The organism is Novosphingobium gossypii (genome assembly GCF_050433305.1).
Taxonomy (GTDB): Bacteria; Pseudomonadota; Alphaproteobacteria; order Sphingomonadales; family Sphingomonadaceae; genus Novosphingobium; species Novosphingobium gossypii.
The window spans coordinates 1-22,660 of record NZ_JBNPXM010000009.1 but is presented as its reverse complement, the minus strand read 5'-3'; the positions used below and the strand labels follow the sequence as shown (position 1 = coordinate 22,660).

25 protein-coding genes and 1 pseudogene are annotated in these 22,660 nt (G+C 61.6%); 15 read left to right on the top strand and 11 right to left on the bottom strand.

Annotated elements, in window-relative coordinates:
• Window positions 1-283 precede the first annotated feature (283 nt).
• Entirely contained in the window at window positions 284-1,246 is a 963-nt protein-coding gene (locus GGR40_RS15995; RefSeq protein ID WP_429277247.1) for an oxidoreductase, read from the bottom strand.
• On the opposite strand from GGR40_RS15995, the gene GGR40_RS15990 reads away from it, so the two are divergent.
• From GGR40_RS15990 to GGR40_RS15965, 6 genes are all read left to right on the top strand, one after another.
• Entirely contained in the window at window positions 1,228-2,241 is a 1,014-nt protein-coding gene (locus tag GGR40_RS15990; RefSeq protein ID WP_429277246.1) for an AraC family transcriptional regulator, read from the top strand. The two genes, GGR40_RS15995 and GGR40_RS15990, sit on opposite strands and share 19 nt — an antisense overlap.
• A gap of 373 nt (window positions 2,242-2,614) precedes the next feature.
• The gene (locus tag GGR40_RS15985; protein ID WP_429277245.1) at window positions 2,615-4,333 is read left to right on the top strand and encodes a sensor histidine kinase; all 1,719 of its coding nucleotides are present in this window, start codon (window positions 2,615-2,617) and stop codon (window positions 4,331-4,333) included.
• Between the two features lie 63 nt (window positions 4,334-4,396).
• On the top strand, window positions 4,397-5,158 hold the full coding sequence (locus tag GGR40_RS15980; RefSeq protein ID WP_429277244.1) for an SDR family oxidoreductase: 762 nt from the start codon (window positions 4,397-4,399) through the stop codon (window positions 5,156-5,158).
• 49 nt (window positions 5,159-5,207) lie between these two features.
• Window positions 5,208-5,636, top strand: coding sequence for a cupin domain-containing protein (locus tag GGR40_RS15975; RefSeq protein WP_429277243.1), 429 nt, complete (start codon window positions 5,208-5,210; stop codon window positions 5,634-5,636).
• Window positions 5,637-5,871: 235 nt separating this feature from the next.
• The gene (locus GGR40_RS15970; RefSeq protein ID WP_429277242.1) at window positions 5,872-6,651 is read left to right on the top strand and encodes a sensor histidine kinase; all 780 of its coding nucleotides are present in this window, start codon (window positions 5,872-5,874) and stop codon (window positions 6,649-6,651) included.
• Window positions 6,617-7,582: a LysR family transcriptional regulator gene (locus tag GGR40_RS15965; protein WP_429277241.1), complete on the top strand. Its 966-nt coding sequence runs from the start codon at window positions 6,617-6,619 to the stop codon at window positions 7,580-7,582. Before GGR40_RS15970 ends, GGR40_RS15965 begins: the two co-directional genes overlap by 35 nt.
• 4 nt (window positions 7,583-7,586) lie before the next feature.
• On the opposite strand, the gene GGR40_RS15960 is transcribed toward GGR40_RS15965, so the two are convergent.
• Complete coding sequence (locus tag GGR40_RS15960) at window positions 7,587-8,006, bottom strand: Ohr family peroxiredoxin (RefSeq protein ID WP_429277240.1); 420 nt, start codon at window positions 8,004-8,006, stop codon at window positions 7,587-7,589.
• 464 nt (window positions 8,007-8,470) lie between these two features.
• Between GGR40_RS15960 and GGR40_RS15955 the strand changes: the two genes are divergently transcribed.
• The gene (locus GGR40_RS15955) at window positions 8,471-9,136 is read left to right on the top strand and encodes a response regulator transcription factor (RefSeq protein ID WP_429277239.1); all 666 of its coding nucleotides are present in this window, start codon (window positions 8,471-8,473) and stop codon (window positions 9,134-9,136) included.
• Here the strand turns inward: GGR40_RS15955 and GGR40_RS15950 are convergent.
• Window positions 9,127-9,600, bottom strand: coding sequence for a response regulator (locus GGR40_RS15950; RefSeq protein WP_429277238.1), 474 nt, complete (start codon window positions 9,598-9,600; stop codon window positions 9,127-9,129). The genes GGR40_RS15955 and GGR40_RS15950 overlap by 10 nt on opposite strands.
• Window positions 9,590-10,204, bottom strand: coding sequence for a response regulator transcription factor (locus GGR40_RS15945; RefSeq protein ID WP_429277237.1), 615 nt, complete (start codon window positions 10,202-10,204; stop codon window positions 9,590-9,592). Before GGR40_RS15945 ends, GGR40_RS15950 begins: the two co-directional genes overlap by 11 nt.
• A gap of 472 nt (window positions 10,205-10,676) precedes the next feature.
• Here GGR40_RS15945 and GGR40_RS15940 point away from each other — a divergent pair, with 472 nt between their 5' ends.
• Together GGR40_RS15940 and GGR40_RS15935 are read left to right on the top strand one after the other, a co-directional pair.
• A complete protein-coding gene (locus tag GGR40_RS15940) occupies window positions 10,677-11,156 on the top strand; it encodes a carboxymuconolactone decarboxylase family protein (protein ID WP_429277236.1) in 480 nt (159 codons plus the stop codon).
• Window positions 11,157-11,240: 84 nt separating this feature from the next.
• Window positions 11,241-11,882: an FMN-dependent NADH-azoreductase gene (locus GGR40_RS15935; RefSeq protein ID WP_429277235.1), complete on the top strand. Its 642-nt coding sequence runs from the start codon at window positions 11,241-11,243 to the stop codon at window positions 11,880-11,882.
• Between the two features lie 444 nt (window positions 11,883-12,326).
• On the opposite strand, the gene GGR40_RS15930 is transcribed toward GGR40_RS15935, so the two are convergent.
• A complete protein-coding gene (locus GGR40_RS15930) occupies window positions 12,327-12,590 on the bottom strand; it encodes a hypothetical protein (RefSeq protein ID WP_429277234.1) in 264 nt (87 codons plus the stop codon).
• On the opposite strand from GGR40_RS15930, the gene GGR40_RS15925 reads away from it, so the two are divergent.
• The 3 genes from GGR40_RS15925 to GGR40_RS15915 all read left to right on the top strand — a co-directional run bounded on the left by GGR40_RS15925 (window position 12,583) and on the right by GGR40_RS15915 (window position 15,077).
• Window positions 12,583-13,413, top strand: a complete 831-nt coding sequence (locus tag GGR40_RS15925; RefSeq protein ID WP_429277233.1) for an alpha/beta fold hydrolase — start codon at window positions 12,583-12,585, stop codon at window positions 13,411-13,413. The genes GGR40_RS15930 and GGR40_RS15925 overlap by 8 nt on opposite strands.
• 411 nt (window positions 13,414-13,824) lie before the next feature.
• On the top strand, window positions 13,825-14,439 hold the full coding sequence (locus tag GGR40_RS15920) for an outer membrane protein (protein WP_429277232.1): 615 nt from the start codon (window positions 13,825-13,827) through the stop codon (window positions 14,437-14,439).
• 86 nt (window positions 14,440-14,525) lie between these two features.
• Entirely contained in the window at window positions 14,526-15,077 is a 552-nt protein-coding gene (locus GGR40_RS15915) for a hypothetical protein (protein WP_429277231.1), read from the top strand.
• Here GGR40_RS15915 and GGR40_RS15910 read toward each other — a convergent pair.
• The 4 genes from GGR40_RS15910 to GGR40_RS15895 all read right to left on the bottom strand — a co-directional run bounded on the left by GGR40_RS15910 (window position 15,074) and on the right by GGR40_RS15895 (window position 19,847).
• Window positions 15,074-15,532, bottom strand: coding sequence for a GNAT family N-acetyltransferase (locus tag GGR40_RS15910; protein WP_429277230.1), 459 nt, complete (start codon window positions 15,530-15,532; stop codon window positions 15,074-15,076). The genes GGR40_RS15915 and GGR40_RS15910 overlap by 4 nt on opposite strands.
• Before the next feature lie 482 nt (window positions 15,533-16,014).
• Window positions 16,015-17,295: a sensor histidine kinase gene (locus GGR40_RS15905; RefSeq protein ID WP_429277229.1), complete on the bottom strand. Its 1,281-nt coding sequence runs from the start codon at window positions 17,293-17,295 to the stop codon at window positions 16,015-16,017.
• A gap of 452 nt (window positions 17,296-17,747) precedes the next feature.
• Window positions 17,748-18,860, bottom strand: coding sequence for a DNA alkylation repair protein (locus GGR40_RS15900; RefSeq protein ID WP_429277228.1), 1,113 nt, complete (start codon window positions 18,858-18,860; stop codon window positions 17,748-17,750).
• Window positions 18,861-18,941: 81 nt separating this feature from the next.
• Window positions 18,942-19,847 carry a LysR family transcriptional regulator gene (locus tag GGR40_RS15895; protein WP_429277227.1) on the bottom strand — a complete coding sequence of 302 codons (906 nt, stop codon included), beginning with the start codon at window positions 19,845-19,847 and terminating at the stop codon, window positions 18,942-18,944.
• A gap of 97 nt (window positions 19,848-19,944) precedes the next feature.
• On the opposite strand from GGR40_RS15895, the gene GGR40_RS15890 reads away from it, so the two are divergent.
• A complete protein-coding gene (locus GGR40_RS15890; protein ID WP_429277226.1) occupies window positions 19,945-20,274 on the top strand; it encodes a nuclear transport factor 2 family protein in 330 nt (109 codons plus the stop codon).
• Complete coding sequence (locus GGR40_RS15885; RefSeq protein ID WP_429277225.1) at window positions 20,271-21,059, top strand: SDR family oxidoreductase; 789 nt, start codon at window positions 20,271-20,273, stop codon at window positions 21,057-21,059. The genes GGR40_RS15890 and GGR40_RS15885 overlap by 4 nt, the downstream gene beginning before the upstream one ends.
• Before the next feature lie 35 nt (window positions 21,060-21,094).
• Here GGR40_RS15885 and GGR40_RS15880 read toward each other — a convergent pair whose 3' ends face one another.
• The gene (locus GGR40_RS15880; protein WP_429277224.1) at window positions 21,095-21,532 is read right to left on the bottom strand and encodes a hypothetical protein; all 438 of its coding nucleotides are present in this window, start codon (window positions 21,530-21,532) and stop codon (window positions 21,095-21,097) included.
• Window positions 21,533-21,537: 5 nt separating this feature from the next.
• Here GGR40_RS15880 and GGR40_RS15875 point away from each other — a divergent pair, with 5 nt between their 5' ends.
• The gene (locus GGR40_RS15875; RefSeq protein ID WP_429277223.1) at window positions 21,538-21,984 is read left to right on the top strand and encodes a GMC family oxidoreductase N-terminal domain-containing protein; all 447 of its coding nucleotides are present in this window, start codon (window positions 21,538-21,540) and stop codon (window positions 21,982-21,984) included.
• 114 nt (window positions 21,985-22,098) lie between these two features.
• Here GGR40_RS15875 and GGR40_RS15870 read toward each other — a convergent pair.
• Window positions 22,099-22,557, bottom strand: a pseudogene (locus tag GGR40_RS15870) (Fic family protein); the annotation flags it as partial.
• Between the last annotated feature and the right edge of the window lie 103 nt (window positions 22,558-22,660).

The window sequence follows — 22,660 nt, the reverse complement described above, 5'->3', positions numbered from 1 at the left end:
AATAAGCGCGGACGCGCGCCGGCACTGCACGAGCAAATTCGTGGAGAACCTGGGCCGGCACCGTCGCCGATTGCACCTTGGCAGAACCGAAAGAGATCGCGCGCCGCAGCCCTCAGCGCTTCGCCGCTGTCGGTGTCGATCACACCCGTTCGGGGCTCGAACTTGCCATCGCGCAACCCGATGGGAATGGCTTGGCAGCGTGGGTCCGCATACGCCGAAAGGTGAGCCTGGCCCAACAAAAGTCAGTTCGCCATGCCTTTCCATCCCCGTTCCGGATCGATGATCAGACGGTCCGGCCGGTCCAGTCTACGGAAAGCTGCCACAACCGCTCCGCAGCCGCATCGTCGGCCGCCCATTCCGCTACACCCTTCCGGCCGATTTCGCAGTGGTTGATCCCGGCCACGTCGCAATCCTCGCAATAGAGGCCGCCCAGTCCCTTCAGGGCCGGACTGGTCGCGCACCAAAGGCTCGTTGCCGCACCTTGTTCCACCGTCTTCATCCCTGCCGCAGGGTCGATCTTCGGCCTACCGTCCGCATCGAAGGCGTCGAAGCCGTTCAGCTCGTCCTTGGAGAGGTGACGCGCCAGGTCCGTGATGATCTGTCCTGGATGTAGGGAGAACGCGCGCACGCCATGACCCGTACCCCGGCGGTCCAACGCACGTGCGAAGAGTGCATTTGCAGTCTTCGACTGTCCATATGCCTGCCACTTGTCGTATTCGCGATCGAGGAAATCGACATCTTCGAAGTCCACCGGCGCGATCTGATGTCCCCGCGACGAGACGCACACCACGCGCGCCCCCTCCGATACAAGCGCAGGCCACAGGGCGCATACGAGCCGATAGTGGCCGAGGTGGTTCGTCGCGAACTGTCCCTCGTGCCCATCCGCATCCCGGAACAGAGTACTCGCCATCACGCCCGCACTGTTTATGAGGATGGGCAAGGACCGGCCGCTATCCAGAAAGCGTCTAGCGAATGCCTCGACCGAACTTGCGTCAATCAGGTCCATCTCCGTGATCTTGACGCCGGCAAGGCCGCCGAGCGCTGACTCCGCTTTCTTCAAATCGCGGGCGGGAACGACGACCTCCGCCCCGGCCTGGGCAAGTGCGCGCGTCGTGACCAGCCCAATACCGGAATAACCGCCCGTGACGATTGCGGTCGTGCCGACGAGGTCGACACCCTTCATCACTTCGTCGGCGGTCGAGGAGGGCCCAAAGCCCGAATGAATTGGTGCTTGTGCTGTTGTCATGCGGTAACTCTGGCCCATATCTGTCGGACGAAACATCGCGCGTCGTCGGAAAATCTGTCGTGATCATCCAGAATCCCCCCATAGATCCTTTGTCGGACATCCTCGCGATGGTGCAGGCGCGACCGGCGTGTTCGGTCAGGTTGGAAGCCGGGGGTTCCTGGTCGCTCCGGTTTCGACCGGCCACTTGCAAGTTCAACTTAGTGCGGCGCGGCGAATGCTGGCTGGTGCTCGGAAACGAGCGGCATCGACTGCGCCCGGGTTACTGCGTGGTGATCAAGGACCGCTCGGAATTCGTGCTGACGAGCGATCCGGATCTCGATCCCGTCGATGCGGCGGTGGCATTCTCAGACGATGCGCTGGCCGGTCGATACGGCGTCGGCTCCGAAGTCGAGATCCTCGGCGGCAGTGTCACGTTCGAAGCGGTAGGTGCAGCCCAGGTGCTCGACCTTCTGCCGGCCACGATGGTGATCCGTGCTGATGACACCGGAGCCCGGCCTCTCGCCTGGCTCCTCGACCAGTTGGACGCGGAGTGGCGCAGCGGTCTCGCCGGATCGCGCGCCGCATGCGACGATCTGCTCCGGCTCATGTTCGTCCATGCCCTGCGAGCCCACTTCGAGACGCTCGGGAATGAGGCACCCGGCTGGATCGGTGCGTTGAGCGATCCCCCGCTTGCGTCCGCCATCCGGGCAATACACGCGAAGCCCGCGCACCCGTGGCGGCTGGAGGAGCTTGCCGACCTCGCTCACCAGTCCCGCTCCACGTTTGCTGCCCGCTTTCGCGAGCGGGTCGGCACCACTCCCGTAGAATACGCATCCGGCTGGAGGCTGACCATTGCCGCCTCTCGCCTCAGGGCAGGCGGGGAATCGGCCTCGTCCATCGCCGGATCTCTCGGCTTCCTGTCCGACAGCGCCTTCGGTGCCGCGTTCAAGCGGCGCTTCGGCGTGTCACCGGGGCAATATCGCGCTGCGGCGGCATCCAAGCCGGCTCCCGACTGATCCATGCCTGATGCATCTCAGCTGCCCGCGACGTTCGACTGGACCGCGTGCGCGAACTCCTTTGGAGCCTAATGCGGGACGTCGTGACCAATGCCGCCTCGAATGAGACGATGCTGGTACGAGCCGATGAACCTCGTCCATTTCGTCGCTCCCCCGCGAGCCGCTGCCCCGCCGGCGTCACCCTCCGCGGAAAATCCGCCCGATCAAAGGCCCATGAACCGTCGAAGCTCGATAGAAGACATTGGGAATGACGCCGATCCGGCTCCGGGAGCGATCAATCCTTCGGTGCGGCGCAGCAAGAATTACCGGGTCCGACGGCTCCGATACCCGGATGGGTATGGTCAAAGGAGAGGCTGCAGAGGATCTTCGCAGCATGTCGCCTAACGATCCCGACGGCGTCACGACCTCGCCCTCCGATGACGGGATCCAGCGCTACCAACGCCTGATCACGCGCCTCAACGCATGCCTCGAGGTCGATGCTCTCGAAGCAGGAGAACTTGCTTTAGCCTCTGGCCTGACGGTGCGTTGGGCGTCGCCGTCCGCATGCACGCTCTTTGGCTCGCTTTCCCCGAGCGACCTTGTGGGTCGCAAGCTGGGCGAGCTGTTCCCCGAGGATAGCTGCGGGCTCATTGATCGAATGATCCGCGCTGCGTCGGAGGGGGTCGACCTTGAGCCTGACACTGTCCTAGCGCGCAGCCTCGCTGGTAAGCGTATCGGTGTTCGCGTCATGGCTACGCGCTGGGCAATCCAGTCGATCTGCCTGGTCCTCGCATCCGACGAATTGAAGGTGACGCCGTCCCCGCGCCTCCAGATCATCGAGCAGCGCTATGGGCGGCTCTTCAACGATGTACCGATAGCGCTGATGCGCGTGGACTCCCGAGGCGCTCTGGGCCTTTTCACAATCGCCCGCGAAGCTGGCTACCATGACCTCATCGCCTACCTTGACGATCATCCAGCCGCGTTCGAGGCGGCGTTGGACGGCACAGTCATAGTGGAGGCCAACAACCAGGCGGTGAAGATGTTCGGGGACGGCACCAGAGAGTCGGTGCTATGCCCGGTGCGATCCTACTACCGCCTCGCGCCCGAAGCCTTCAAACGCAACATGGCCGCAGCCTTCGCCGGCGCACGTCACTATTCCGAGGAGGTCGTCATGTGCGGGGCGGCCGGACAGCAGATCAACGTCCTCTTCACCATCGCCTACCCGGACGGTGAGGAAATCGAAGGGAACAGCTTCGTCGGAATGGTGGACATCAGTGACCGCCTGCGCGCAGAAGCCAAGCTGCAACGAACACAGGCCGAATTCGCCCGGGTCGCCAGGATGTCCCTCATGGGCGAGTTCGCGGCCTCGATCGCGCACGAGATCACGCAGCCGCTCTCGTCGATAAACGTGAACAGCAGCACCGCGCGCAAGTGGCTGGAAAAGGAGCCGCCCGACATCGAACGCGCCGCGCGACGGCTCGAGCGCGTTGCGTCGGAAGCCGAGCGAGCCGCGACCATCGTGCACGGAATGCGCAAGATGGCGAAGGGCGGTAGCGGTGAACGGGTCTGCGTAGATCTCGGCGAACTCGCAAGGGAAGCACTCACCCTAGTCGAGGACGAGGCGCGATCGAACGGAGTACAACTTCGAATTGATCGTCGCGGCACCCTGCAATGCGTCTGGGTGGACCCGGTCCAGATCCAGCAGGTGGTGGTCAACCTCGTGCTTAACGCCGTACAAGCCATGACACAGTCGATATGCGGGAGCCGGGACGTCGTGCTCCGTGTGGTGGATGGACCTGACGACCTCGTTGAACTCGCCATCAGCGATACCGGTCCCGGGATCGCCGAAGAGCACCTTCCCCGACTCTTCGAGAGCTTCTTCACGACCAAGGCGCAGGGCATCGGAATGGGCCTCGCCATCAGCAGGTCCATCGTCGAAAACCACCTCGGAACGCTGACAATCGAGAACGCCGAAGGCGGCGGGGCAATCGCGCATGTCCGGATCCCTCGATGCGCTGCTCCATCCATCAGCCAAGACGGTTTGTTCGGCAGCGGATGGCCGCCCCCCGTTCTTCCTCGACCTTCGTATGAGCGGAACGGGACCAAGCTATGATCCAGCGGCGTTGACCGAAAGGCTATTGAAATCCCGTGCAGTCAGATCGCTGGGAGAAAGCACATGCGCATAGTCGTCATCGGAGGCACCGGGCAGATTGGCTCGAAAGTCGTAACAGGGCTCAACGATCGTGGACATGAAGCGATCTCCGCCTCGCCTGACAACGGCGTCGACATCATTTCCGGCAACGGATTGAAGGAAGCGTTGCAGGGTGCTGACGTCGTCGTGGACGTGACAAACATGATCACAATGGACCGCGATGCATCCGTCGGCTTCTTCAAGACTGCCGCTCGCAACATCATGGAGGCGGAGATCGCCACGGATGTGCGGCACCACGTGGCGCTCTCGGTACTGCGTAGCGACCGCCTCGTCGATAGCGGCTACATCGCGGGGAAGGTGGCGCAGGAGAAGCTTATCGAGCAAGGGCCGGTCCCCTACACGCTCGTCCGCGCGGCCCAGTTCTTTGAACTCGTGCCAATGATGGTCCAAATGGGCACAGTGGATGGCATCGCAAGGCTGGCGGACGTCAAGTTCCAGCCGATCTCGGCGGCGGACGTCGCAGAGACCTTGATAGAGCGCGTGCTCGCGACACCTGTCAACGGCTCTTACGAGATCGCAGGTCCGGAGGTGTTCCGCATCGACGAACTTGCGCGACGCTGGGTGCAAGAGACTGGTGGTGCCGTGCAGATCGAGGTTGATCCCGAAGGCACCTACTTCGGAGCGCCGCTGGAAGACGAGACGCTGCTTCCCGGTTTCGACATCCACCTGAGGGCAACTACGTTCGAGCAATGGCTCGCCGGTCAGAGGACGCCGGCAGCATCCTGAGCGGTGATCACTTATGCCTTCATCACCAAGCACAACGAGAGGTAAAATCATGCGCTACCCCATTGCGACACTGCTCGCCGCCGGGCTGCTGGGAGCAGCTTCGGCTAACGCCCAGACCGCCAAGAACGCACCCGTGCTGTCGTCGATCAAGCCCGACTTCTCTCATCCAATCACCAACATCCCGGGCAAAACGATCAGGACGGTGCTTGTCACCTATGCACCCGGCGACAGCTCGCCCGCGCATACACACGCGAAATCCGCGTTCATCACCGCGTATGTACTGGAGGGTGCAATCGTCAGTGCCGTCAACGGCGATGCACCGAAAACCTACAAGGCGGGCGAATACTGGACCGAGAGTCCCGGCGATCAGCACGGCGTGAGCGCAAACGCCAGCAAGACCCAGCCGGCCAAGCTCCTGGCGATCTTCATCCTTGACGACAACGACGGACCGCTGACCACATTCGACAAGCCCCACTGATCCGCACGGCGCCGGTCATCACCGTCGCAGGAACTGTGGAGCCGCCTTCGACCTCACGAAAAACCTGCCATGACGGGGGCAACCGGCGCCGAGTTCCCGCTCTAGGCCGCCGTGGAGGTGATTAAGGGCACAACCGCGTCGGCTCAGCGGTGTCGCTAGAGACGCCGCAACCTCGCTTCGCTGCTGACGGGCCGTGTTCAAGAGCGCGCGACCTTCAAAGCCGCCGGAGGAACCAATGCATACCACCGTGCTACCGCCGGTCGACGCCATGGCTCAGATAGAGGCAGACCACAGGATTGCGAACAACCTCGGCCTTCTGGCAGCCCTGCTCGAACTGGACAGCGGATTGGCCGAGGACGCAGGGGCGGTGGGTCTTGCCGAAATCCTCCACATCACTCGCCGACGTATCTACGCCATCGCGAACATCCACCGACGCCTCCACAGCTCTAATCAGCCCGGGCGGATCGATTTGGCCAGTTATCTTGACGATCTTGGTGCCGATCTGCGGCTGGTATGCCAGGACGCGGGTCGCAGAAGACACCTCTCAATCCACGCCGAAACGGTCCATCTCCCCGCAGAGGAAGCCACCAGCATCGGCATCCTCGTGGCGGAGTTGGTCAGTAACGCATGCAAGCACGCCTATCCGGACGACAAGCCGGGCGAGGTGCGAATAGCGCTGTTGACGAATGCGACCGGGTGGCAGCTGACGGTCGAAGACGACGGCATCGGGTTCGCACATTCGCCCTCCCGGACAGAAGCGCGGCTGGGCGCACACCTGATAGACGCGGCGGCAGCGAAGCTGGGCGCGTTCTATGTCTGGCAGGATACGGCCCCGGGCACGCGGTTCACACTGTGGATGAAGGCAGGCGATCTTCCCCAACAGAACCAACCCAACCCGCTCCGCCGCTTTCCGGCTGCAGAGGCGAAGTTCGAGCTTCAACCGCTTTCGGGCGCTCGTCGCGGTACCCGGACCAAGCGACGTGGCATCACGCGCCCCGGTGCATCGCGAGGTTAGCGAGTTGCCGCACATTCCCGACTTCGAAGCATGGGCGATCTTCGCGAGAGTGGCCGAACTCGGCTCGTTCAGCCGCGCCGCCGAAGACCTCGGCTTGGCCAGCACCACCGTGTCGAAGGCTATCACCCGCCTCGAGCAGCGGATGCAGACAACGCTCTTCCACCGCACGACCCGCAAGCTCTCGCTTACCGAAAGTGGCCGCCTGACCGTCGACCGGGCGGCACGCATCCTCTCCGACGGCCGCGCAATCGAGGCGGACATCGTGGAGGAGGCCGCCATCCCGCGGGGCAAGATCAGGGTGGCATGCGGGACGGCATTCGGCCTTGCTACCATCGTCCCCATCATCCCGATGTTCCTGTCGGACTACGCGGACATAGAGATGGATTTATGCCTGACCGAGGAGGAGGTAGATCCGATCGGTTCGAGCTACGACATATGCATAAGACCGGGCCAACCGCCGGACAGCACGTTGCGCACGGTGAAGCTGATCTCATTCAACCGACCTCTGGTCGCCGCTCCATCCCTCATTGAGTGTTATGGGCTGCCCGAGCACCCCGAAGAGCTGGCGCGGTTCCCCGCGATCATTCCTACAAACGTCCCTTGGGGTCTGGACTGGGAGTTCGAACACCCCGACCATGGCTCCGTGTCCGTGCGGATGTCCGGGCGCTTCCACGTCAACCATGCAGTGGCGGTCGTCCCCGCAGCCGTGGCGGGGATCGGCGTGGCGCTTCTGCCCGACTTCTTCATGACCAGGGAGTTGCAAGACGGCAGCCTCGTGCCGCTGCTGCCCGAGTGGTCGGCCGCGAAAGTATCGGCCTACATGGTGACGCCGCCGGGTGTGGCCCGCCCCGCCCGCGTCCGCGTCTTCATCGAATGGCTGAGGGACTACTATGCACGGCGGAACCTCCAACGGAGAAGCGGGTCGGGATGAGCCGTCAGCCGACATGGACGACGGAAGAAACCTGCTCGCCCGTCGCACGTGCGATCGGGCAGATGCCCATCGCCTCCTCGACGATGGAGTTCGCCTCTGAGATGTCGATGCAAGGAATGTCGACCGCAAGCGCCACGTTCAGGGTCATGACATTCGCGCCATCAGGACCGATCGCGACCGTGGCGGTTACGTTGCTGTCGGCAGGCACCCGGACGCCCCTGCCAGCGGCCACCTGACGGATCGCCGCAAGCAGGGATGCCGCGCGCGCTGCGGCGAAGAGCTGTTCGGGGTTGGTACCCGGACCGTCATCGCCGCCCAGGATGGCAGGGGTCGAAAGCTCGACCCTCAATCGTCCATCACTGCTGGACGCGAAACCCGATCTGCCTCCGACCGCAGTGGCGGAGGCCTTGTAGAACCTACTCATGATGCACGTCCTCTTTGAGGGTTGCGAAAGCTCAATCCGGGAAGCTTCGAGCGCCCGCAGCCTATGTCTAGACGTTCCCGCAGGGGCGGATAACGGGCAAGGTGCCACATCATCGGTGCCGATCGCGGCGCAATGGGGCTTCAGCGCAAGCGTAAGGCGGCTTCTGATCGGCGGGTGCGGGCAAGATCTTCTCCCTCGGATGCCTGCAGAACACGAGGAAGATAGCCGCATCCATTCCGTCGATTATCGGGCTTGTCGTCAGGCCCGCGAAGCTGACGGGGGAGGAATGATCATCCGTTGGTCTCGGCTTCCATCATTTAGAGTTGGTCACGGGATCGCGGCCATGGACGGCCTCGGGCAACTCGCTCTTCGTATGATGGCATGTTGCCTGGGCAGCGGCTAAGATGGTTGCGACCAGGCCGGTCTTCGGATCGGCTCGTTCGCCGCCAGCACTGGAGAGAACGATGGAAGCACAGTTCATCCTGAGCGAAGTGATCGTACACATCGTGGATGATGACGAGGGTGTGCGCGAAGCACTGGAGGACCTATTTCTATCGGTAGGGCTGCAGGCACGCACTTACGCGACTGCTCTTGAATTCCTCGATCAGGCTGACCCTGTCTCTCCCGGATGCCTGTTGTGCGACGTGCGACTTCCGCAGCTGGGCGGTCTGGAGCTTCAGGTGCGACTGTCTGCGCACGGCTTCCTCCTGCCCGTCGTCTTCATGAGCGGATACGCTGACATTCCCATGGCGGTCCGCGGCTTGAAGGCGGGCGCCAAGGACTTCCTGCTCAAGCCCCTGCGCGATCAGGAAGTGCTGGATGCAGCGAACGCGGCGATCGAGTTCGACAACCTCGCCCGGTCGGCTGCCCTCGAGGGTGGGCAGGTTCGGCTGAAGTTCGCTACGCTGACCTGCCGAGAGAAACAGGTCGCGTCGCTCGTACTGTCCGGCAGGAAGAACCGGGAAATCGCCGACGCGCTTTCGCTGAGCGAGATCACGGTCAAGATCCACCGCAGCAACGCCATGCACAAGCTCGGAGCCCATAACGTGCAGCACCTGGTGCGTATGGACCGGCTGATCAACTTCGCGATCAGCAACACCACTCCCCACTTCCAGGTCCATCAGGCCTGATTTCGATTCGCCCGCTCCAGAGACAGATCGATCTGGAGCTTGAACTCGTCGGCATCGAGCGGCTTGCGCAGAAACGCGTAGCCGCCTGCGCGCGATGCGCGCACACGCCCCAGCTCATCCTCGCTCGAACTCACGAATATTATAGGCAGTTCAGGCACCAGCGCGGTGACGCGGCGTCCAAGCTCGCACCCGTCCATCCCCGGCATCCTGACATCGGAAACGAGGCAGTCAAAGCGGCGTTTTTCGAGGTCTGACAGGAACTCCGAGCCGGACGAGAAGCGCACGCTTTCATATTCGAGAAGCTCGAGAAGCTCTGCGATGGCATCGCACATGCCTGCATCGTCATCGACGACCGCAATCAGTGGATTACGCTGCAAACGGAGTTCCTTAACAAGGGGAACCAGACCGCTACCAATCGGACATTCCGGCGTGGCGCGGTAGCCATACGCAAGTCTATGCAGCATCGCCCTGACGGATTGTGAGCGGGATGTGATCCCACACCCGCACCAGCTCCGCCACCGATCGCACCTCCATCTTCTTCATGACGCTGCCGCGGTGCAGCTTGATCGTAGCCGAGGTCACCCCCAGCTCATACGCGATCTGCTTGTTGAGAAGGCCCCCGACGATGAACTCCAGCACCTGACGCTCGCGCGGTGACAGGCTGTTGAACCTGCCGACGCTTTCATGCGCCACTTGGTCGATCGCCCGTCGCGCCCGGTCCGCGTCTATGGCTGCGGCGACGGCGTCCAGCAGATCTTGGTCCCGGATCGGCTTCGTCCTGAAGTCGAATGCCCCTCCCTTGATGGCCCGGATGCTCATCGGCACGTCCCCATGACCCGTCAGGAAGATGATGGGCATCAGGTGCCCACGTTCGACCAGCTGCGTTTGCAGATCAAGGCCGCTAAGGCCGGGCATGCGCACGTCCAGGATAAAGCAGCCCGGTCGATCCGGGAGTCCGCCTTCGAGAAGCGATTTCGCATTCTCGAAGCTTCGCGTCTCGATCTCGACGGACAGGAACAGTTCCTCCAGCGCCTCACGCAGCTTGGCACTGTCGTCGGCGATCACCACCAGCGGGCGGTCGTCCTCTGCGACGGTCAACCCTGCGGGTTGCCTCGTCGCCCGTGTGCCATTCTCGATCAACGTGTCGGCCTCCTCGGCCAGAAGGTAGCAGAGCGCTCCAGCCTCACCAAGGATGAAGCCCCCACATAGCCCTTCGTATGATGCCGGCCCGAGCGTGATCTAGACGCCCCGCGAAACATAGTCCCTCTCTCGTCGACGCCATGCCTATTCAGAACTGCGTCGCGCGCTGGCTGTGCAGGTACCTTTGCCGCCTCAGCCTTCAGTCCCTCAATCGCGCGGCGCAGGTTGGTACGCGAAGGAACTTTCCAGTGCGGTCGATAGCTGAAAATCCTCGCTGGCCAATCCTCAAGCGGGTATTGCGCGGTTTCCGGCATCAATCTCATGTCCTTCACCTAGCTAATCGTATGAAATACGGCGCCGTATCTTCGCGCTACCAAGAAACACGAAGGAGTTCGGAGAAATGACCCAGCGTATTGACCATCTCAAGCAAGTGCCCGCCCTCACCCAGAAGCTGATGGACCTGACCTTCGCCGCGAAGAAGGGGACCGTCGAGGAGGCGATCCTTGGCCTGGTCGAGATGCGGGCCTCTCAGCTCAACGGCTGCGCCTTCTGTCTCGACATGCACATCAAGCAGGCGAAGATCCACGGTGAGCGGGAACTGCGAATCCACCACATCGCGATCTGGCGTGAATCGACGTTGTTCAACGTCCGCGAACGAGCCGCCCTCGAGTGGACCGAGGCTTTGACCAAGCTGGCGCCGCACGGCGTGCCGGACGAAATCTACAATGCAGTCCGCGCCGAGTTCTCCGAAGAGGAGACAGTCTACCTGACTTACATGGTGATGGTGATCAACGCCTGGAACCGCGCGTCCATCGCCTTCCAGTCCGTTCCGGGCTCGCAGGACAAGGCCTTCGGTCTCGACAAGGCAAACCTGTCCTGATCCTCAGGATCGCATGATAGTCTCGGCTGTCCGCGCCCTGCCCCGCACATCCAGGGCTGCCGACGATTCCCTGTCACGACAAGAATGGACGACCCTGTGGCATCCATCCTCCTCATCACGGCGAGCCCTTACGGCCGTGCATCGCGCGGCGCCATCCTCGCGATGCAGGCGGTGAAGAATCTCCAGCGCAAGGACCCGTCGCTCGAACTCGTCGAGCGCGACCTATCAGTGCTCGCCGATGCAACAGTCCATTCCGTATACGCCGATGCCATTGTTGGTGGCCACTCGCATGACAGCGAGGTGTTCACGCTCTCCGAGCAGTTGATCCGCGAACTCGAAGATGCTGCCTTCGTCGTCATCGCAACACCGATGCACAACTACACCGTTCCCGCGTCGCTGAAGATGTGGATCGACTTCGTGCTCCGATACGGACGCAGCTTCGCAACCATTGATGGGATCAAGAAGGGTTTCATCGAAAACCGTCCTACATTGGTCGTCGTGACGGCTGGCGGCATCGTCGCCGGTGAAGGCAAATTCCAACCTGATCATCTCACCGGGTATCTAGGTGACGTCCTCACGACGATAGGCATCACAGGACTAAAGTTCGTCTACCTCGACGGCCTCGCCAGCCCAGCACGTGCCGAGCAGGTCACGATCGAGGGAGCCAAGACCATCGCGCGGGACGAGGTGTTTGGTGTCGGCGAGCCGACACCCGCCTTCGCCTGAAGTCGTCGAACAGGGCTGCGCTCCAGACGAGTGCGTGTCATGCGCGAAAATCTCGAACTGGCGCCAACCTATACACAAGGATGACGGCCACTGACGCCTGTCTGATAGTCGCACTCACCTCCTTGATGCAATCCAACCATGCTCGGACTTCCCCCCGTCCGCAATCCGAGCATGCCACCGTGCCATTGCCCCCCGCACGCGTGGCCAAGGGCGGGCCGGCCTTTAACGCCGGTCCGCCCGCAAGGGGCAAAATCAGAGCCCGATCGAGAATCCGACTTCGCGGGCCGCTACCCCATCCTGTACCAACGCAGACCGCCGCCTACCCGTTCGTATGAGCGCCTCTCAACCTTGCGCCTGTGGTTACCGACACCTGCCGGGGCTATTCTGATCCCTGACCGGCCAATGATCTCGCTCAATCGCACTGCGTCCGGTCGTCTTGCTCGTTCAACCGCCGCGTCCCGCTTCCGAGAGATCGGGACCGTCGAGGGCGGGTTCGGATTTTCCGGCCTGCCATTGCGGCCTGCCTTTCGGAAAGGGGACCGGATCAATGACAACTCCCTCTGGCTCAAACGACACCGCATCTTTCCGATCGACCCGGCGCGAAGTGCTGGGCGGAATGACTGCTGCCGGGATAATCCTGTCGACGCCGATCACAGCGGCCGGGTCGGCGCCAACCACCTCGCACACCGGAGAAATGAAGATGGACAACTTCACCACGAAGAACGGTACCCGAATCTTCTACAAGGACTGGGGGCCCAAGAGCCTACAGCCGATAGTCTTCCACCACGGTTGGCCACTAAGCTCGGATGACTGGGACGCGCAGATGCTCTTCTTCCGTGAGAAGGGTTTTCGTGTCGTAGCGCATGACCGGCGCGGCCACGGGCGCTCCACCCAGACCGACGCAGGCAATGACATGGACACCTACGCCCAGGACGTCGTCGAACTCGCCGCACATCTCGATCTAAACCGGGCGATCCACGTCGGCCATTCCACGGGTGGCGGCGAGGTCGCCCGCTACGTCGCCAGGGCGCAGGCCGGTCGCGTCGCAAAGGCCGTACTGGTCGGCGCAGTGCCACCGATCATGCTCAAGACCGACAACAACCCCGGAGGCCTGCCGCTTTCGGTGTTCGACGGTTTCCGCGCTGCGCTGGCGACTAACCGCGCCCAGTTCTACATCGACGTCCCGTCGGGGCCGTTCTACGGCTTCAACCGCCCGGGAGCCAAGGTCATCCAGGGAACCATAAACAACTGGTGGCGCCAGGGAATGATGGGCGGAGCAAAAGCCCAATATGATTGCATAAAGGCGTTCTCCGAAACTGACTTCACTGAGGACCTGAGAGCCATCGATGTCCCGGTCCTCGTGATGCATGGCGACGACGACCAGATAGTTCCGATCGCGAACTCCGCCCAACTCGCGGTCAAGCTGCTCAAGAACGGCGAGCTCAAGGTCTACAAGGGATACCCGCACGGCATGCTTACTGTGCATGCCGACGTCCTGAATACCGATATCCTCGCGTTCATCCGCAAGTAAAAGTCGCCGTCGCGGCGGGATCAGACGATCCCGCCGCGACTGCACCGCTGCCATTGAGGCGACCATGGCGACCCGTGGACCATCCGGTGCCCGCACGCGACCTCTAATGCCTGCCGGCTACTCTCCGAAGAGATGGAATATCTCGACGATCGTTTAGCCATTCCTCGCATCTCAGCATGAATGACATGGCATTGTGCCCGATAATACTTTCCCGCTACCCGGGCTACCTAGAGTGCGTCTAGCGACGCTCTCGCAGGATACAGGACAAGGCCGAAGCAGACCGTCGGAACCACAATAACGCGGTTCCGAGAACGACGGCCTTCGTCCCCCCAACCCGAAGCGCGTCACGCCTGACGACAACCGCCGACCAAAGCCAACGGGCCGAGGCGGCATGAACGAAAGGTAAGTGCCATGAAGAAGCTGATCGCCTCCATCTCGCTCGCCCTCGCCGCCGCCGTCGCGGCAGGCACCCCCGCTGCCGCTCAGGAAGCCTTCCAAGGCCCGTATGCTGGCATTGAGGCCGGCTGGAACAAGAACAAGGTCGAGCGCGCCGAGACCGATATCGGTCGTGCCGACATTGGCCGGTCGCGGGATTCCGCCACCGCAGGAATCTTCGCCGGCTACAATTACAAGGTCTCGGACAGCGTCGTTCTGTCAGCCGAAGGCGGCTTCAGCATGGGCTTCGACGATGCCATCACCCGCTCGGGTGCTGGCACACTCGCCAGCATTGATCCGGAGTACAGCTTCAATCTAGGTGCGCGCGCCGGCTACCTCGCTGACAACAAGACGCTGCTGTACGTCCGTGGAGGCTACGAGAACCTGCGCGGTTCGGTACGCGTCACCGACGCCGCAGACTCACGCTACGGGAAGAACACCTTCGACGGCTGGTCGATCGGCGGAGGCGTTGAGCGCATGCTGACCGAGAAGGTTTCGGCCCGTATCGAGTATCGCTACAGCGATCTCGGAGGCAACGACACGAAGTTCCAGCGCCACCAGGCCTTGGTCGGCGTGGCCTACCACTTCTGAACGTGACGGGGCCAAACGCCCCTTCCCCGAGGAACCTCCCGGCCGCTCCGGCGGCTGGGGTTCCCTGACGAAGCAGGAGCTTCAAGATGGGCTACGCCGTCACTGCACTCCGGGAGTTCGACGCGGTCGAGCACTGTGCCGCAGAAGTTTCAGTCGCTCAGAAGTCCAAGCGCACATCGCTCACGCAGAGGGAGCGCATCGTCGTCGAACTCTCGGTTCGCGACACCGCCAAGTCGATCGCCGACATCCCCCCGTGGCGGCGAACCCTCGCCCACTTCTTCAAACACGAGCACCCGAACCGCCTTGCTAACGAACGTCTGGAGGAACTGCGCCGCTTCGCGATCCTCGCACGTGTAGATCAGGCCATCGATCCCGAGACGCTCGACCGCTTCATTCGCGCCGGGTACTCTTTGGAACAGGCCTCGGTGGTTATCCGGATCGTCAAGTGCCTCGCTCCCAAGCGTTTGGATCGGCACCATGAGCTGACAGCCTGGCTCGTTCTCGCGGCCGTCACTGCAGCCATCTACTTCTTGGTGGAATCCGTGGTCGAGGAAGCCCTGATGAGCATAATCATCACCGGCTTTATCTTTGCGACGATGGCCTCGATCATGATCCCGCGCGACCCTCGCCCCCACTAACGGTCGAGGCGCTGTATCAGATGATAGGCCACCGTTTCGTAGCCGGCGCGATGGTAGACGCGCTGGGCACCGGTATTGGTCAGCGCGGTGTCCAGCGCAAGAACGTCCAGTCCGGAGGTGATCGCGATCTCGCGGACGGCAGCAAGCAGCGTCTCGGCATGACCCTGCTTGCGCGCATCGATAGCGACCACAAGGTCGTCGAGGTACAGGAAGCGACCAAAGACAAGGTTTTCCTGGATGCGGAACCCGGCAAGAGCCAGGATGTCGGTGCCGCGCCTAAGCGCGAGCAATCGATAGCCCTGCTCCATCTGGCACCTTAGCCGCCTTACAATCGCCTCGTCGGACGGTTCGAGATGCGGGCGCAGAACCCGCATAACCGGAACCGCTGCTGAGAGCTGGTCCGCGGTCGTAAGCTCTTTGCATTCCAGTTCCTGCCCCGATCCAACAGTATCCATGTTCTACCGCTCCCATCCATGCGTCAAAGGCCGTCGCTCCTCATGAGCCCTGGTCGCGACGGCAGGTTTTCCGATCCTACCCATGAAGTATGTGCGTCACGACCGGACGGAGGGCAGCTCTTCTCATACCAAGGGAGAGATCGACCATCGTATCGACGAAATGCGCCCTGAAACGTGGCAACCCCGCCCTGTACCAGGAGCCTTTAAAGAGCGATGCACAGCCATCGACAGTGGTCGAACGGTTGTTGCACTACGAGAACTTCACGGCCGCCGGTGCAAGGGCTACGGCGGTGCCGACACCTTCCTCTCAACGTATGAGATCGGCATTTGCGACTGCCTAGTATCGAACGTTCGGATGCCAGGATCAAGGGAGTCTAGGTGCTGCATAAGGCGGTAGCAGAAGCGGTAATGTCCGCAGCGCTACGATCGGTTCTGAGTCCCCACGATTGCAGGGCTGTGCACGCATCAATCTCGGGCTGGTGCTAAGGGACATCTTCCTCGGGCGGCTCCGAATAATCGGCAACGGGAAGACTGCAGGTGAATTTGGCGCCGCCATCCACGCGGTTCTCGGCACGGATTTCGCCATCATGCGATCGCATGATGCTGCTGCATATCGTGAGGCCCATCCCCATCCCCTCCGGCTTTGTCGAGAAGAAGCCGTCGAACAGATTTTCCAGATTTTCGTCAGCGATTCCAGGCCCGGTATCTGCGACCACCAGCGTGACCCGGCTGTTGCCATGCCGCTCCGTCGAAACGAACACCTGACGCGGCCCCGGCCCGTCGCGATGGTCGATTGCATGCATGGCGTTTACCAGTAGGTTCACGATGACCTGCTGGAGCTGGATGCGATCGCCTTCGATCTCCGGAATGTCGGGATCGAGGTTGGCCCGGATGGCCACCCTCCGCTCGATGCTCTCATGGTGCACGAAGCGCAGCGCGACGTCGACAATCTCGTTCAGCTTGAGGCGTGATCGAACCGGTACGCGCTTGGAGGCCATGCCCTGGATCCGGTCGATGATCTCAGTCGCCTGGGTCGCGGCCTCGATCATCCGCGTTACGAGCTGGCGGGCCTTAGGCAAGTTCGGCTCTGCCTTGTCGAGCCAACGCAGACTCGTGTTGCCGTTCAGCACTATCGCCCCAAGCGGCTGTCGCACCTCGTGCGCAATCGAAGTCGCCAGCTCACCTAGCGTCGATACGCGCGAAGCGTGTGCAAGATCCGCCTGCAGCTGCCGAAGGTGCGCTTCCGTTGCCAGCCTGTCCGTGATCTCCAGCATCATGATGAAGGTGACGTCGAGGCGCTCGGGCGGACGTGGAAAGGTCACGAGGAAAAGCACGTCGACGGTACGTCCGTCTGAACAGTGTATGCGAAGCTCTTCGACGTGAGTCCTGCGGCCATGGAAATGCGCTACTATGACACGAACGGCGGCCTGCGGCGTCGCCTCGAAGATGTGCCGCACCGACTTGGGATAGAACCCCTCGTCGGTCTGCCCGATCAGGGCAAGGGCGGCGTTGTTCGCGCGGGTCACCATCACCGTATCGCAGGCATATTCGACAAGTTCGGGGTTCTGAAGAAGATGGGCCTCTATATCCTGCACGCCCTGCGCCTTCAGCTTCTCAAAGGCGTCAGCCGGGCTGGTCGAATCCACCTGCCAAAGCGCGATGGGCATGTGCATCAACAGGCGCGAGAAGGTCTCCCCCTCGTCAGCCTGTATCACGGGGGGCTCTTGCCGCGCCGCAAGCGAAAATACGGTGGCTTCGGCCATTGGCAACAAGCTGCTCATATTCGCCCCCTGATCCGCAGCCGGTGTCGGCCGACACATCGAACCAGCCCCATTTCCTGATCGATCCCGCTGCGCGCGATCCTCTTCATCACGCCCTTCAAGGACCAACCGCAGCGCTACCCGACCGTCCGCCGATCGAGCCCCGCGTCCGCAGGTGCACATTGATTCCAACTCATCAACGACACAATCCCCGAACGGGTAAAGGTCGTCGCCGACTCGATGCTTGCGCCACGGACGTCCATCGCGGTGGCGGGCATCCAGGTCGTAATGCTCGATCCGAAGAGCATGGCCCATCAGGATGCATCTTCCGGCTTGCCACGAAGGGCAATGGCGGATGTCATGCTCCTTCGATTAAAGATCGCAGAACCTGATTGAAAAAACCAAATCAAGAGCTGGGGCGGATCCCCTCAATAATGAATTGAAAAACCAGTTGCTCAGGCAAAAGAATCGCTTGCGATTTCAAAAGCAGTGCTTGCCATCGTCAGCCCATTGACAATGAGCTCCACCTCATGCCGGCCGGGATAATGACGACGCGTACTGAAGTCACGAATAGCCTGGCGAATTTTGAGATTGGCAGTTTGTCCGGCAGGGAGTTCAAAGGTCTTGAGTTTGAAAACTTTGGCCGCAGTCTTTCCGCCGGCACGCGCATAATAGATGCGATAATCGACGACTAGGCGTTGATCGTTGTGGGAGGTGGAGGCCAGTTCGGCATCGATAACGACTGTTTCGCCCAGACGCACGACGTGAGGCTCGATCGAAAAACGGCGCACTTTCACCGAGGCACCGTGTGTGACGCCGATGAGAGCAAGGGCGCGAGGTTTGCCCTTCTTGATCAATGTCCGCAGCGCATGACGGATGATCCAGACCGTATCAGGATTGTCAGTCGGCCACTCGGTAAGACGATCCAGCAGCCAGTCCGGATGGTTCTTCGCGATATCGTTGAGATGATTGCCGACAGACTTGCGAACATAGGCGCTCGGATCGGCCTTGAGCGCTTCGAGGATCGGGGCAGCGAGCGTCGGATCATCCTTTAGTGCCGGGATGCGCGATGCCCACGGCAGCATCGGCCTGCTACCTTCGCTGGCGAGCCTGCGAACATGCTCATCAGCGCTGCTGGTCCATTGTTTCATCATGGCAAGCGTCCGTTCAGTATCCTGGACCAGAAACGGGCGAATGGCGAACTCGGCGGACCCAAAGCGGGTCAGATCGGCAATCGCGACCATTGATTTGTCGAAATCGCCAAGCCCGTATCGCGCAACGAACTCGATGACTGCGACTGCCTGGAAGCCATGCGTGAGTTGGGGCGCCATGCCACGGATGATCTCAAGCGCATCCACATATCGCGCCGGTAGCGCGCAATGGAGAGCGTCGGCGACATGGCGGACGCGCTCCATAATCGACAGCCCATCGAGCCCCTCCGACGCGGCGCTGAGAAAGCTGGCGCGATCGAAGCGCGCCGATACTGAGCTGCCGGCATCGGCGATGATGGTCAGCGCCTGCGGACCGAGAATGTCCTTAAGCAAGACAGGTGTGGTCATGTCCGTCATCGCGAAGCCATTTTCAATTTGAGTAGCGCTGAATGGCGCAATGCCAAGAGTCAGGGAAAGAACGCTGCACCAGCCCTCGATCTATGCGAGCCGTCCAGCGGCGAAATCGCGCGCGAGAGCAATGAAGGCTTGGAACGCTGCGGAGGAATTGCGCCGATTGGAATAATAGAGGCACAAAGGCGCAAGCGGCGGCGTCCAGTCTTCAAGAATGCGCACAAGCCGGCCTGCCGCGATGTCTTCGCGAATATCGGTCTCCATGAAATACCCAATCCCTACACCCCGTGTCACCGCGATGCGTGCCAGGGAAGCTTCGTCCAGGGTCATCGGTCCGTCAACGTCGAGCAGAAGTTCTTCTCCAGCCTTCTCGAACCGCCATCTGAGCAATGCACCATTGGGGAGCCGCCCGCGAACGCAGGGGTAAGCGAGCAGATCCTGCGGCACCTGCGGGATAGCTCTTCCTTCGAAAAAGTCGGGTGATGCGGCAACTGCCATGCGTCGTATCTGGCCCAGCGGAATGGCGATCGCGTCACTTGGCACCAGATCCGCACTTCGCAAACCCAAGTCGAATCCCCCCGCTACGACGTCTACCAGCCGCCCTTCAGTGACAAGGTCGATATGAACCTGCGGGTAACGCTGCATATAGCGCAGGACCAACGGAGCCATGATCTCGCGCGCCGCCGTTGCAAAGGCATTGATCCGCAAGGTGCCGGATGGCGTCTCCTGCTGCGACCGCGCCGTATCCATTGCCTTCTGGATGCCTTCGAACGCTGGTTTGATCTGCCCGACAAAGATCCGTCCCGCATAGGTGAGCGAGACGCTGCGCGTCGTGCGATTGAACAGGCGAACGGCAAGCTCCCGTTCGAGCTTGCCTACCGCGTTGCTGATCGCAGTGGTTGACATGCCAAGATCCAGCGCCGCTGCTCGAAACGAGCCGCATCGAACTATCGCCAGGACCGCTTCGAGCTCGATGAGCGAATGGCGAATCATTATCCCGATCTCCGTGATACTCTATGGCATTTTGTCTCGATTATCAGCTGGAAAGTCTACCGCTAAATAGGTCTCATCAGCTGCGAGGAGATTAGCTATGACAATAGATCTACCAGAACCGATCGCTGTTTTTGTCGAGGCAAACGCCCGTCTCGATGTCGATGGCATGTTGAAGCCGTTCGTTCACGACGCCGTTTTCATCGACAACGGCAAACGCTTCGAAGGCCATGCAGAAATCCGTGAGCTGCTCGAAGAAGAAGTGGTTCCCGTGACGGCCATATTCGCACCCGATACTGTTCGACAGGAAGACGGCACCGTCGTTGTCGAGGGTCCAGCCCATGGCGACTTTCCGGGCAGCCCGCTCCGCTTCACCTATCGATTTACGCTGGCAAACGGCGCCATCAAAACCCTGGAGGTCACGGTATGAGTATCAAGGCAGATCCCACCGGTTTCGCGGGCAAGCGCGTGCTCATCAGCGGTGGCACCAAGGGCTTGGGCCGCGCAACGGTCGAGCGCTTCGTGGCCGGAGGAGCCCATGTCGTCACGGGAGCTCGCACGATCAAAAACCCGGTTGAGGGCGTCGAATATGTGCAGGCGGACCTGACGACGGCGGAAGGTAGCGAAGCGCTGGCCAAGGTGGCACTTGAGCGACTGGGCGGCATAGACATCATTGCTCATGTCGTTGGCGGTTCGGCTTCGCCAGCCGGTGGCTTCGCCGCGCTAACGGACGACCACTGGCTCGCGGAGTTGAACCTGAACCTTATGGCGAGCGTCCGGCTCGATCGTCTGCTGATCCCGCAGATGCTTGAGCGTGGCGCGGGCGTCGTTGTTCATGTCACGTCGATCCAGTCCGTTCTGCCGCTGCCCGAGTCCACGACAGCCTATGCCGCTGCCAAAGCTGCCCTGAGGACCTACAGCAAATCGATTTCGAAAGAGATTGGTCCTCAGGGTGTTCGTGTCAACGCCGTCTCGCCCGGCTGGATCATGACGGAAGCCACCGACGACTTTCTTGAAATGCTTCGGACTGCCAATGGCGGGACAATCGAGGACGCGCGCCAATTCGTGCTGGACGCATTGGGAGGGATTTCGATTGGACGCGGCGCCGAACCCGAAGAGGTGGCCGACCTCATCGCCTATCTTGCCTCCGATCGTGCATCAGCGATCCACGGGGCCGAGTTTGTGATTGACGGTGGGACAATGCCGACCGTTTGAGCAACCAGGACGATCGCCGGCCGCGAGCAGGAAACTCAGTCCGCTTCGGCCGGCGTCTCCGCTACCACCCAGCCACCAATATGCCAATAGGCCGGGTTACGCAGTGCGTTGATCTCGTCGTTCAACTTGGCGAGCGCGGCGGGTGTCTGCCCCGATGCCTCAAGCAATGTGTCACCCAGGCATCCCGTGCGAAAACGAAGCGCGTCGCCCTCTTTCGCGAGCGCGATGACGACCTGTCGCGCATTGGCCAGGTTTCGCGTTCGGCGGACCGAGCCGGCGCGAGCGCCAACTAACGAAAGACCCAGGACATGACAGTTACCTTCCTCTCCGGCGAAGCCGGGGAAATGCATCGTCGCGCGCGCGAAAATCAGGCAGGACGCCGCACCGATCTCAGGTCGGCCTACGATTTCATCGTGTGCGGCGCCGGGGCTGCCGGATCGGTGATCGCCAGGCGCCTCGCCGAAAAGACGCATGCACCGTGCTTCTGATCGAAGCGGGCGGCAGCGACGAAGCCGAAGCCGTGCTGGACCCGGCGCTATGGCCCACCAATCTCGGAAGCGAACGCGACTGGGGCTTCCAGGCCGAACCCAATCCGCATCTCGATGGCCGCGCCCTGTCCATGGCGATGGGCAAGGGGCTCGGCGGCGGGTCCAGCGTCAACGTCATGGCGTGGGCACGGGGGCATCGAAGCGACTGGGACCATTTCGCGGCGGTATCGGGGGATCTTGGTTGGGGGTATGATGCCGTGCTCGATATCTTCCGCCGGATCGAGAACTGGCAGGCGCGCCCGATCCGCAGTATCGGGGCACCACAGGGCCGGTCTGGGTCGCGCCAGCGCGTGATCCGAGCCCGGTGGCAGGCGCGTTGCTCGACGCGGCCAAAGCGTTCGGCATCCCACGCTTTGATCATCCCAATGGCGCGATGATGGAGGGTGCGGGCGGCGCGGCCTATACCGACATGCTCGTTCGCGATGGGCGGCGTCACTCGCTCTACAGGGCATATGTCCAGCCCGTGGCCGATCGTCTCAATTTGACCATTCTCATCGACACGCTGGTTCGCCGAAAGGATGGATCGCTTCAAACTCAGCATGAACGATGGCCAACTGGACCAAGCGGTCAGGCGATTCGGAATGAATATACTCTTCCCATCCGGCCATAGCCGCTTTGAACGGTCCGCGCCCGGGGGGACGAACCGCGCTTGCTCTATGGTGCATCCTTCCGCACCGATCCAGTTGGGAATGCCCCGATATTGCCCGGGGTCCTTGTTGCGACCTCGAACACCGTCCATCAGCACCTGATGCGCCGCCTTGATGAGACGTTGCGACAGCGGCAGATTTTCCATAAGCCGCGTGGCCGCATGAAGGGCGGCTCGATAATTGAGTACCTCGCGGGCGCCAGCCTTCTTGGGGCTGCTTTCGTCGAAAAGGTGCCTGCGCTTCAAATTCTAGGACTTCGCCGAGTGTGACCTGGGTGCCTTCGATTTTACTGGAAAGGACAGCTTCGCGGGTGACCTGCCCCCCGAAAGGTCCCTCATTTTGATGTAGAGTCTGCCACTGTAAGGAGCAGACGCATGAGGAAGAGCCGTTTTACCGAGGCGCAGAT